Annotated in this window: 8 protein-coding genes; 5 read left to right on the plus strand and 3 right to left on the minus strand. The window is 65.1% G+C overall.

Translation table 11 applies throughout. The features are described 5' to 3' along the window. Nucleotides 1-174 precede the first annotated feature (174 nt). The 5 genes from GTP44_RS05230 to GTP44_RS05250 all read left to right on the plus strand — a co-directional run bounded on the left by GTP44_RS05230 (nt 175) and on the right by GTP44_RS05250 (nt 9,059). On the plus strand, nt 175-879 hold the full coding sequence (locus GTP44_RS05230) for a FadR/GntR family transcriptional regulator (protein ID WP_160989512.1): 705 nt from the start codon (nt 175-177) through the stop codon (nt 877-879). 214 nt (nt 880-1,093) lie between these two features. Further along, nucleotides 1,094-3,811, plus strand: a complete 2,718-nt coding sequence (locus tag GTP44_RS05235) for a TonB-dependent receptor plug domain-containing protein (RefSeq protein WP_161018600.1) — start codon at nt 1,094-1,096, stop codon at nt 3,809-3,811. A 91-nt stretch (nt 3,812-3,902) separates the two neighbouring features. Next, nucleotides 3,903-4,682 carry a rhamnogalacturonan acetylesterase gene (locus GTP44_RS05240; protein ID WP_161018601.1) on the plus strand — a complete coding sequence of 260 codons (780 nt, stop codon included), beginning with the start codon at nt 3,903-3,905 and terminating at the stop codon, nt 4,680-4,682. Beyond that, entirely contained in the window at nt 4,682-7,207 is a 2,526-nt protein-coding gene (locus GTP44_RS05245) for a pectinesterase family protein (RefSeq protein ID WP_161018602.1), read from the plus strand. The genes GTP44_RS05240 and GTP44_RS05245 overlap by 1 nt, the downstream gene beginning before the upstream one ends. Before the next feature lie 10 nt (nt 7,208-7,217). Further along, a complete protein-coding gene (locus tag GTP44_RS05250; RefSeq protein WP_161018603.1) occupies nt 7,218-9,059 on the plus strand; it encodes a glycoside hydrolase family 28 protein in 1,842 nt (613 codons plus the stop codon). Nucleotides 9,060-9,124: 65 nt separating this feature from the next. Here GTP44_RS05250 and GTP44_RS05255 read toward each other — a convergent pair whose 3' ends face one another. The 3 genes from GTP44_RS05255 to GTP44_RS05265 all read right to left on the minus strand — a co-directional run bounded on the left by GTP44_RS05255 (nt 9,125) and on the right by GTP44_RS05265 (nt 11,857). After that, nucleotides 9,125-9,346: a hypothetical protein gene (locus GTP44_RS05255; RefSeq protein ID WP_160989517.1), complete on the minus strand. Its 222-nt coding sequence runs from the start codon at nt 9,344-9,346 to the stop codon at nt 9,125-9,127. A 73-nt stretch (nt 9,347-9,419) separates the two neighbouring features. Next, nucleotides 9,420-10,976 carry a glycoside hydrolase family 43 protein gene (locus GTP44_RS05260; RefSeq protein WP_161018604.1) on the minus strand — a complete coding sequence of 519 codons (1,557 nt, stop codon included), beginning with the start codon at nt 10,974-10,976 and terminating at the stop codon, nt 9,420-9,422. A 2-nt stretch (nt 10,977-10,978) separates the two neighbouring features. Next, a complete protein-coding gene (locus tag GTP44_RS05265; protein ID WP_161018605.1) occupies nt 10,979-11,857 on the minus strand; it encodes an SMP-30/gluconolactonase/LRE family protein in 879 nt (292 codons plus the stop codon).

Here is an 11,857-nt window from a genome sequence, read left to right on the forward strand (position 1 = left end):
GCATGTTTACTGGGGTTTGCGTCTGTAAACATCGGTGCCAGGGGGCTGCTCCATGAATCGAGTATGCCAGTTTACGATTAATTTGGCTAGTCCACATTGCACATTTGGTCTGACCACCTTAGAATGGCCTGACCAGATGGCAAACCAATAGCCACGAAAATTATACGAGACATCATGCTGAAAAAACCCGTCCCATTCGCCGGCGATACCGCCCACGAGCCGCGCCTGTATCGCGTGGTGGCGGACCGCATTCAGGAACTCATCCGCAACGAACACATCGCCGCCGGCGAGCGCCTGCCGTCGGAGCGCGACCTCGCCACCAAACTCAGCGTCAGCCGCGCCTCGCTGCGCGAGGCGCTGATCGCGCTGGAACTGGGCGGCGTGATCGAAGTGCGCGGCGGTTCCGGCGTGTATGTCAGCGAAGTGCCCGAGCCGCCGGTCAGCGATCTGGCCGAAGCCGGCCCCGGCCCGTTCGAGGTGCTGTCGGCGCGCCGCCTGATCGAATCCGAGATCGCCGCCATCGCCGCCCGCGTGGCCACCGACAGCGCCATCGACGCCATCATGCAGGCGGTGATCGAGATGGAAACCAACCACGACCATTACGCCAGCAACGAGCAGGCCGACCGCAACTTCCACCTGGCCATCGCGCGCGCCACCGGCAACAGCGCGCTGGTCGGATCGCTGAACTATCTGTGGGACCAGCGCGGCCGCCTGTGGCACAAGCTCAAGGAACACTTCCAGACCGAGGAACTGCGTCAGGAAACGCTGAAGGACCACCGCCGCATCCTGGAGGCGATCGCCGCCCACGATCCGGCGGCGGCGCGCAAGGCCATGCGCGCCCACCTCGAACGCGTCACCCGCACGTTCTCGCGCGGCTAGAAAGGATAGGCAGCAACGCAGGGCCGGCCTCGATGCCGGTCCGCGACAATAAAGAAAAAACAATCAAGTTATCGACCGGCTCGACCTCGGCCGCCCTTTGTCTGCACAAAGCGGCCCTCGTCACAGCGGCACGGAGTACGCGAGGTGCTCCAATCACGCAAACCGCACGCCAGCGCTGCGTATAACTTTATTCAAGAGACGAAGGAGACGTACCATGAAGTCCCAGTATCCGGTGAAGCACCGTTCCGCCCAACCACGCCTGCTGCTGTCGGCGATTAGCCTGGCCGTGCTGGCGTTGACCAATCAGGCATCCGCGCAATCCGACGATGCCAACATGACCCGTGTCGAAGTGACCGGTTCGAGCATCAAACGCGTCGCCAACGAGGCATCGTTGCCGGTCACCAGCATCAAGGCCGAGGACATGGTCAAGCAGGGCATGACCACGCTGGCCGACTTCATGATGGCGCTGCCGCAATCGGCCTCGCTGGCGCCGTCCAACGCCGGCTCGGGCACCAACATCAATCTGCGCGGCCTGGGCGTGAACCGTACCCTGGTGCTGCTGAACGGCCGCCGCCTGGCCAACGAGGCCATCGCCGACGGCTACGCCAACCTGGACGTGATCCCGATGAGCGCGATCGCGCGCGTCGAGGTGCTGCGCGACGGCGCCTCCTCGATCTACGGCTCGGACGCCATCGGCGGCGTGGTCAACTTCATCACCAAGACCCAGTTCGACGGCCTGCAACTGACCGCGCAAGCGGTGCAGCCGGAGAAAAAAGGCGGCGGCGACGAGCAGCGCGTGACCGCCACCTGGGGCAAGGGCAACCTGCAAACCGATGGCTGGAACGTCTACGCCACCGTCGACGCCCACCAGCGCACCGCGCTGGCCGCCTCTGACCGCGCCTACCTGAGCTCGGTCGACAAACTGACGCAACTGGGCCGCGCGCCGACCCTGGGCACCGGCGGCAACGCCACCCCGGCCAACTTCACCACGCCGACCAACAAAACCGCGCAGAACCCTTATGGTACCCGCGGCTGCCTGGCGCCCTACTCGATCGCCGGCCAGAAAGGCACCTGCGTCATCGACAACAACGAGTACGGCAACGCGCTGTACGCCAACCAGCAGGTGACCTTCTACGCCCGCGGCACGTTGAAACTGAGCGAAGACCACACCGTCAGCATCGATTACTCGCGCGGCGAGGAATTCATCAAGGCTACCCGCAACCCAACCAACGCGCTGGCCGTCAAGGGCGTGGCGCCGATCCTGCCGTCGACCAGCAAATGGTATCCGGGTGGCAGCGGCGGCGTCCCCGCCGTGGCCGGCCTGAACAACGCGCCGCTGACCGTGACCTGGGCGGTGGCCGATCTGGGCGCCGCCACCACCAAGGACGTGCAGCTGAACCAGCGCGTCGCCGTCACCGACGAAGGCATCATCGGCGGCTGGGACTACAAGGCCGGCCTGGTGATCGGTATCTCTAACCGCGACAACTACTACGACTCCGGTTACGTGATCGGCCAGGGCCTGATCGACGGCCTGAAAAACGGCAAGCTCAACCCGTTCGGCCTGCAGGACGCCGACGGCAAGGCCTACCTGGCTTCGATCGGCGTCGACGGCGCCAAGAACCGCACGTCGAAATCGACCTTCACCGGCGTCGACTTCACCGCCAGCAAGGCGCTGATGGAACTGTCGGGCGGCTCACTGGCCCTGGCGGTCGGCGCCGACCTGCACCGCGACACCACCGAAGACACCAAGCTGGCCATCGTCTCGGACGTCACCTACGCCAACACCAGCCCATCGCACGGCGAAGGCCAGCGCAACGTGGCGGCACTGTTCGCCGAGATCAACGCACCGGTCACCAAGACGCTGGAACTGAACGGCGCCGTGCGCGCCGACCATTTCAACGACTTCGGCACCACCGTCAATCCGAAGATCAGCTTCCGCTGGGAACCGGCCAAGCAACTGATGTTCCGCGGCTCGGCCAACACCGGCTTCCGCGCGCCGACGCTGTTCGACGCCTACGGCTACCGCCTGCCCGGCGCCACCGGCCTGACCGCCGCCAAATGGGATGACCCGCTGCTGTGCCCTGGCGGCACGCCAGGCGTGGCCGGCACCGGCACGCCAGTGGCCGGCCAGGTCGCGGCCAATGTCTGCAACGTGCAGCTGCCAAAACAGACCGGCTCCAACGCCGGCCTGAAACCGGAAAAATCGAAAGGCTACACGCTCGGTGTGGTGATGGAACCGTTCAAGGACGCCACGCTGTCGCTGGACTACTGGAACATCCGCATGACTGACATGCTGGCCAACCTGCCGGAGCAAGTGTACTTCCTGGATCCGGTCAAGTACGCCGCCTATTTCGTGCGTAACGCCGACGGCACGCTGAACTACCTGAACAACACCACCATGAACCTGGGTGGCCAGAAGGCGGCCGGTATCGACGTTTCCGCGTCCTACGTGTTCCCGAAAACCTCGTATGGCACCTTCCGCGTGAATCTGGACGGCACCTACCTGACGCAGTTCGACAACCAGCTGTTCGACGGCAGCCCGTTCGTGTCCAACATCGGCCAGTTCGGCGTGGCCAGCAACGGCACCACGTCGAGCTTCCCGATCATCACCTACCGCTGGAAGCACACGCTGCGTCTGAACTGGGCCTCGGGTAACTGGAACAGCACGCTGACCCAGAACTACAACTCGAAGTACACCGACCAGAACCTGGTGGCCAAGCAATACTGGCGCGACATCAACTCGTACAAGCTGTGGAACGTGACCACCACTTACAACGGCTTCAAGAACGTGCAGATCACCGCCGGCATCACCAACCTGTTCAACGCCGAACCGCCTGCGACCAACCACAGCGGGTATACCTTCGGTTACCTGAGCAGCGCCGCCAGCCCGATCGGCCGCTCCTACAACGTGCGTGCAACCTACACGTTCTGATGAAAGCGTGGCGGCATAAACCGCGTCACGCCGCCTGAGTATCGGGCGCCGGACCGCATCGCGGCCGGCGCCCTTTTTTTAGGATAGTTTCATGAAATTTCTACTTTCCCTGAGCACCGCGCTGGCCTTGTTTGCCGGCGCCACCCAAGCGGCCGAGAAACCGGTACGCTTCATCCTGGTCGGCGATTCGACCATGGCCAGCAACAGCGGCTACGGCGACGCCTTTTGCGCGCGCGTCAACCGCGCCAATACCTGCATCAATCTCGCCAAGGGCGGCCGCAGCTCCGCCAGCTTCCGCGCAGAAGGCCGATGGGCCGAGGTGGAGGGCCTGCTACGCGGCGCCGATGCCTACCGCAAAACCTATGTGCTGATCCAGTTCGGCCACAACGATCAGCCGGGTAAACCTGGCCGCTCGACCGACCTGCAAACCGAATTCCCCGTCAATATGACGCGCTACGCGCAGGAAGTGCAGGCGCTCGGTGGCGTGCCGGTGCTGGTAACGCCGCTGACGCGTCGCACCTTCAAGGCCGGCGTGCTCGAAAACAACCTGGCGCCGTGGGCCGACGTGGTGCGCGCCACCGCCGCCGCGCAGCACACGCCGCTGCTGGACCTGAACGCCGACAGCTACGCCGCCGTCCAGGCCATGGGCCAGGACCAGGCCGATACGCTGGCCATGGTGCCGCGTCCGGACGGCTACGGCGAGCCGGCCGCCGCCGGCAAGGTGGAAGTGGCCGGCGCCGCCAAAACCGCCTTCGACCGCACCCACCTTGGCGCCAAGGGCGCCGCCTACTTCTCGCGAATGGTCATGGAAGAGCTCAAACGCGCCGTGCCGGAAACGGCCGGCCAATTCAAACCGGAGAACGAGCAGTGATGACCTACCGCTATTCCGTCGGCCTGGCAGTGTTGCTGGCCACCGGCGCGGCACATACCCAGGACAGCCGCACCGTCAACGAGCCGGCGCCGCCGCCGTCCTGCACCGTGCTGGCGACCGGCGCGGGCGCGGACGATACCGCGCGCATCCAGACCGCCATCGACGGCTGCCAGCGCGGCCAGGCGGTGCGGCTATCGGCGGGCGGCTTCGTCGCCGGCCCGCTGACCTTGCGCAGCGGTGTCAGCCTGCTGCTCGACAGCGGCGCCACGCTACGAGCCAGCATCAATCCCAAACTGTATGACCGCGGCGCCGGCACTTGCGGCACCATCGACAAACAGGGACGCGGCTGCAAGCCTTTCATCACCCTCGACAACGTCAAAGGCAGCGGCATCTATGGCGAGGGCGTGATCGACGGCCAGGGCGGCCGCGTGATCGACGGCGGCAGCGAATCGTGGTGGCAGCTCGCCCGCCGCGCGCAAAAGGAAGACGCGCGCCAGAACGTGCCGCGCCTGCTCGAAATCACCAACGCCAGCGACATCACGCTGCACAAGATCACGCTGCGCAATTCGCCCAACTTCCACGTTACGCTGAACCGGGTGGACGGCTTCACCGCGTGGGGCGTGCGCATCGACACGCCGGCGGACGCGCGCAACACCGACGGCATCGATCCGATCTCGTCGCGCAACGTCACCATCGCCTACAGCCATATCCGCACCGGCGACGACAACGTCGCCATCAAGGCCGGCAACAACGGGCCGACCGAAAACATCTCCATCCTGCACAACCGCTTCTACAGCGGCCATGGCATGTCCATCGGCAGCGAGACCAATGGCGGCGTGCGCCGCGTGCTGGTCGAGGACCTGAGCATGGACGGCACCACCTCCGGCCTGCGCATCAAGAGCGACGTCTCGCGCGGCGGCGTGGTGGACCAGATCAGCTATCGCAACGTGTGCCTGCGCGACGTCAAAACGCCGATCGATATCAGCGGCCGCTATGACAAGAAAGCCAGGGGCTCGCTGCTGCCGGTCTTCACCAACATCCGCTTTGATGATGTGCACAGCGTCACGCCGGGACGGGTGGTGGTGGAAGGCTACGACGAACAGCACCCGGTGCGGGTCGAGCAGCGCAACGTCAGCATCAACGACCCCGCCGCCTGCGCCAACCGCTTCGCGCCCTTCCCGGTCGCCGCCGCCAGCCCGCGGCCGCAACTCACGCCCGAGCAGGCGAAGCAGTTTTCATATAGCGAAGTGCTGAAGTACGTGGGCGAAGCCGGCAAGGAACGCATCGATCCATGGGACCCGCTGGCCGATCCGCTGGCGAAAGGCGCCGCGTTCACGCCGGACTATATCGTCGACAAGACGGCGACGGCCGACGGCGTGCGCACCTTTAACAGCGTACAGGAAGCCGTCAACCGCGCGGTGCTGGACAGCGCCGCGCAACCCGCCAAGCGGCTGTATGTGCTGCTGAAGCCCGGCGTGTATGCGGAACTGGTCTACCTGCCCTCCGAGGCGGCGCCGATCACGCTGTACGGCGAAGGCAAGGACGCCGCGGCCACCCGCATCACCGCCAGGCTGGAAGCGTCGATGACCGGCGCCGCCTATGCGGCCGCGCACGGCGCGCAGTTCACCCGCGCGCCGGCGACGATCCAGGCCATGTTCGCCAGCGTCAGGGAGCGTGCGCAGATCGGCACCTTCGGCACGCAAACCGTCTGGGCCAAAAACAACGGCTTCCAGGCGCGCAACCTGACCTTCGAGAACGGCTACAACAAGGACACCGGCAACGCCCGCGCCGAGTCGCTCCCCAACATCAACAACATCCATCATCAGGCGCTGGCGCTGAGCGTGGACGGCGTGGACAAGGCGCAGTTCGAGAACGTTCGCCTGATCGGCTTTCAGGACACGCTGTTCCTGAAGTCGCCGCAGGTGGGCAGCACGGTGCGCAGCTTCTTCAACAAGTCTTACATCGAAGGCGATGTCGACTTCATTTTCGGCGACAGCACCGCCTACTTCCACCAGAGCGAGGTGCGCACGCTGGGCGACCGTGGCGTGTCCTATGCCGCCGCACCGAACACGCATGTGAAGACCCGCTACGGCTTCGTGTTCGACCAGGTGCGCTTCACGCACGAGGGCAAGAAGAACGGCGACTTTTACCTGCTGCGCCAGTGGTTCTCCGGCTCGCGCTGCACGCCCTATGCGCCGCTCGCGGTGGAAGGCTACCGCTGCACCTACGGCGCGGTGAATGTCTACCAGGCGCCAACCGGCACCATCGCCCGCAGCTCGCTGGAAGCGGTGGGCAAGATGGTGGTGCTCAATTCGCGCATCGGCCCGCACATCAACCGCCAGCAACCATGGCATGACTGGAACAAGAAAGGCAGCATCTCCTACCGTCCGGCGCAGTACAACTCGGACGACTACTGGAAAAACCTTGTCGCCGCCGGCATCGATCCCGTCAAGGATCTCGGCTATACGCAACCACCTTCACCGGTCGATATCTTCCTCGGTGAATTCAACAACTCGGACGAATAAGGAATACAGCATGACCTTCAACAACCAGCGCCGCAACCTGATGAAAGCCCTGCCAGCGGCGGGAATTTCGCTCAGTCTTCCAGCGATGGCGGCCACCGCGCCCGATCCGTGGCTGCAGGCCCAGGCCATTATTGACCACGTCTCCAAACCGCTGAAGTTCCGCAAGCAGGACTTCAACATCACCAAGTTCGGCGCCAAGCCGTGCCAGCTGACCAAGGCCAAGGCCTGGATCTCGCACGAGGAGCAGGACGACATCAACACCCCGGCCGCCGGCGCGTTCGACAACTACGCCGCCATCAAGGCCGCGATCAAGGCCTGCCACGACGCCGGCGGCGGCCGCGTGGTGATCCCGGCGGGTAACTGGTTCGTCGCCGGCCCGATGGTGCTGCTGTCGAACGTCCACGTGCACCTGGCGAAAAACGCCCACGTCTACTTCTCGCACAACCCGGCCGATTACGCCAAGTACGGCGACATCGACTGTGGCAAGCACGGCAAGCTGACCATCTCGCGCTGGCAGAGCAACGACTGCCTGAACTACTCGCCGATGGTGTACGCCTACGGCCAGAACAACATCGCGCTGACCGGCGAGGACTGGACCGCGACGCTGGATGGCCAGGGCGGCCTGCCGTTCAACGACCAGGGCGACTGCTGGTGGACCTGGAAGGGCAAACAGAAAACCATCAACTCGGTCGGCCAGGGCACCACGCCCAACTTCAAGGCCGGCAAGATGTCGGAGAACACCGTCAATCCGCTGAACGCGACATCGCTGTCGATGGTGGCGCCTGCGCTGACCGAGGCGGAACGCGTGCTGATCCAGGGCGAAGGCGAGCGCTGGCGCGCGGACGCGCAATACCTGCCGGCGCTGTCGGAAGCCGGCGTGGCGCTGTCCAAACGTGTATTCGGCGTCGGCCACTATCTGCGTCCGCCGATGATCCAGATTATCGGCTGCACCAATGTGCTGCTGGAAGGCTACCATGTGGTCCAGACGCCTTTCTGGATGCACCACCCGGTCCACTGCCGCAATCTGGTGATCCGCAATGTGCATGCCCACAGCCACGGCCCCAACAGCGACGGCTTCGATCCGGAGGCGTGCGACCACGTGCTGGTGGAGGGCTGCACCTTCGACACCGGCGACGACTGCATCGCCATCAAGGCCGGCAAGGACCTCGATACGCAGTACGGCCCGTCGCAGAACATTGTGATCCAGAACTGCATCATGCACAGCGGCCACGGCGGCGTGACGCTGGGCAGCGAGATGGCCGGCGGCATCCAGAACGTGTTTGCGCAAAAGCTGGTGTTTGAAAACGCCAACTGGAAAACCAATCCGCTGAACACCGCGATCCGCATGAAGACCAACCTGAATCGCGGCGGCTATCTGCGCAACTTCTACGTGCGCGATTGCACGGTGCCGAATGGCGTGCAGACCACGCCGTCGTTCTACGCTTCGCTGCCGGGCTCGCCGATTCAGTCGAAGACCGTGGCCACCGCCGCCGGCGCCATCGTCACCTTCGATTGTGACTACACGCCGATCAGCGACAACGTGCGGACCCGTCCGCCGGTGGTCAGCAATATCCAGATCTCCAACATCCGCACCGGCAATGTGAAGACCAAGGACGGCAAGCTGGTGTCGTGCTATCAGGCGATTGTGATTCTAGGCCCGGTGGCCTCGGACTACAACGGCGCCGGCCCGATGCCGCCGGTGGTGCCGGTCACCGACGTGACCATCACCGACTGCGATTTCGGCACGCCGGTCAACACCGAGGCACCGTGGTTCCTCTACAACGTCAAAGGACTGACGCTGAACAACGTCACCATCGGCGACACGGTGCATAACACCACGCTGTCCGCCTGACAGGCGACATGCTGATCGGGCGCGGCACGGCCTTACGGCGCCGCGCTTCGATCAGCCGCCCCCCATCACACCCCGGTGACCACGCCAACCGCTTCAAGGGAATTGTCCGGCATGCGGCGCACCAGCCCCAGCGATGAACCGTCGCCGCGGTGCTTTTGGTCGTAAGCGATCTTCAGCAACGCAACCGCGCCCTGCATGGCCTCGGCCTTGGTGATCCCCCGCTCGCAAGCGACGGCCGTGAGAAAGTCATCAATCTCGCACGACAAACTCAGCATCATGGTCTTCATGGCGCACCTCCCTATGGTGAGGGCCATTTTACTGCACGGGTTTGTGATGTCCGTTTGATTTAAACCAAACGGATCAGGGGCTGACGCGGAAATAGTCGATATCGGCGTGACCGCCGTTGCCGGCGCTAAACAGCCCCATCTGTGCGCCGACCCAGCGGCCCATCCTGGCCGTGAACTGCGCGCCGATCGGCGTGTACTTGGCGCCGTCCACGCTGTACGAGAACTGCGTCACGCCGCCGGCCAGCACCTGCATGCGCAGCCACACCCGCGGCGACGGCAGCTCGACGCCAGCCTCCTGCTGCTCGTGGCAATTGGCGTCCGCCTTGTAGCAGCTCACCAGCGCCAGCGCCGTGCGGCCGTCGCTGCGGCGCGTGCCCAGCCAGGCATAGTCGGAACCATACATGACCAGGCCGGCGACACCGCTCTCGGCAAGACCGGACGCATCGACCTTGGCCGTCACCGTGAACGCCTCCGCCGGCAGCTTTTGCAGCAACAGCGACGGCACGTCCCACAGGTTGCCGCCGCGCGGCTGGCCAAACAGCCGCAGCCGCCCCTCCCCCAGCGCGTACCACGCCGGTTGCCAGTTGGCGTTCCACTGCCATTGCAGGCCGAGCGCGTCGCCGTTGAACTCATCGCTGGTGGGCGGCGCGGCGGCGGGCTGCCCGGCCACAGGCAGGCGATAGCGCGCCACCGGCACGCCGGCGGTCTGGCCGACATCCTTGCCGATCAGCGGCCAGCCGTCGCGCCACACCATCGGCTGCAAATGCACGACGCGGCCATAGGCACGCTTGTCCTGGAAGTGGATGAACCAGTCCTCGCCCTGCGGCGTCTGTACCCATGCGCCCTGATGCGGGCCATTCACCGGCGAGGCGCCCTGCGTCAGCACGATGCGGTCCTCATACGGGCCACCGATGCTGCGCGAGCGGAACACCGACTGCCAGCCGGTTTCCACGCCGCCGGCGGGCGCGAACACATAGTAGTAGCCGTCGCGCTTGTAGAATTTCGGTCCTTCCAGCGTGGTGTACTTCGGCAATTTGTTACCGTCGATGATGACCGTGCCCTGGTCGTCCAGCAAACGACTGGCGTCCGGCGCCATGCGGCGCAGGGTCAGCACATTGGCGAAGCCGGCACGGCTCCTGGCCCATGCGTGCAGCAGGTAGGCCTGGCCGTCGTCGTCCCACAGCGGCGTCGGATCGATCAGCCCCTTGCCGGCGGCCAGCAGACGCGGCGCGCTCCATGGCCCGGCGAAGTCCGTGGCGGTCATCACATAGATGCCGAAATCCGGATCGGGATAGAAAATCCAGAATTTGCCGTCGTGGTAGCGCAGGCACGGCGCCCACACGCCCTTGCCATGCTGCGGCGTGGCGAAGACCGCCGCCGGCACCAGTTGCGGCAGCGCATGGCCGACCAGGGTCCAGTTGACCATGTCCGGTGATTGCAGCAGCGGCAGTCCCGGCGCGTTGTTGAAACTGGAGGAAACCAGATAATAGGTCGCGCCGACGCGGATCACGTCCGGGTCCGAATAGTCGGCGTGAATCACAGGATTGGTGTAGTCGCGCGGCCCCGTCGCGCAGGCGGCCAGCAAGGCCGCAAACAAAAAGGGCAGACACCGCGATAGTATCCACCCCATGATCAGGCGCCGAACGGCGTTTCGGCAACGCCTTGTACGCCCGGCCGCAACAGCAGCACCGCCCCGCCCCACTCCGCATCCTCCGGCTTGCCGGAGACGATGGAGGTGACCAGCAGCGTATCGAGATCCTTGCCGCCGAAGGCGCACATCGAGGGCTTGAGCATTGGCACATCGAGGCGGCGGTCCAGCTTGCCGTCCGGCGTGAAGCGCAGCAGGCAGCCGCCGTCGTTGGCGCAGATCCAGTAGCAGCCGTCGGCATCGACGGCGGCGCCGTCGGGACGGCCGGTGTGGCTGCTCATATCGGCGAACACGCGGCGGTTGCTCGGCACGCCATCGGCGATGTCGTAATCGAAGGCCCACACCATGCGCCGCTGCGGATGCGAATCCGACAGGTACATGGTGCGGCCGTCCGGCGAGAACGCCGTGCCGTTCTGCGTCAACAGTTCGGACACGAACGGCGCCGAAATGCCGCGCTGCGCGTCATAGCGATACAGCTGGCCGACCGCGCGCGCCGCGCTCATGTCCATGAACATGGTGCCGGCCCAGAAGCGCCCCTGACGGTCGCAACGACCGTCATTGAAGCGCATCCCGTCGCCCAGACCGGACGCCGGCGCCGCCAGCTTGAACGCGCTGGCGGACGGTTCCGCGTCCAGCGTCAGGCTGAACAGGCCGGTTTCCATGCCCGCGATCAGGCCGCCGCCGGACTTGGCCGCCACGCAGGCGACCATTTCCGCGTTGTCCCAATAGCGGGTGGCGCCGCTGGCGCCATCCATGCGCCACACGCGCCTGGCCGGGATATCGACCCAGAACCAGGCGTTGTCGGCGGCGCTCCAGGTTGGACTTTCGCCGACCGTGCAGGAAACGCCGCTTATGCGTTCCAT

This window comes from Duganella lactea (genome assembly GCF_009857505.1).
Taxonomy (GTDB): Bacteria; Pseudomonadota; Gammaproteobacteria; order Burkholderiales; family Burkholderiaceae_D; genus Rugamonas; species Rugamonas lactea.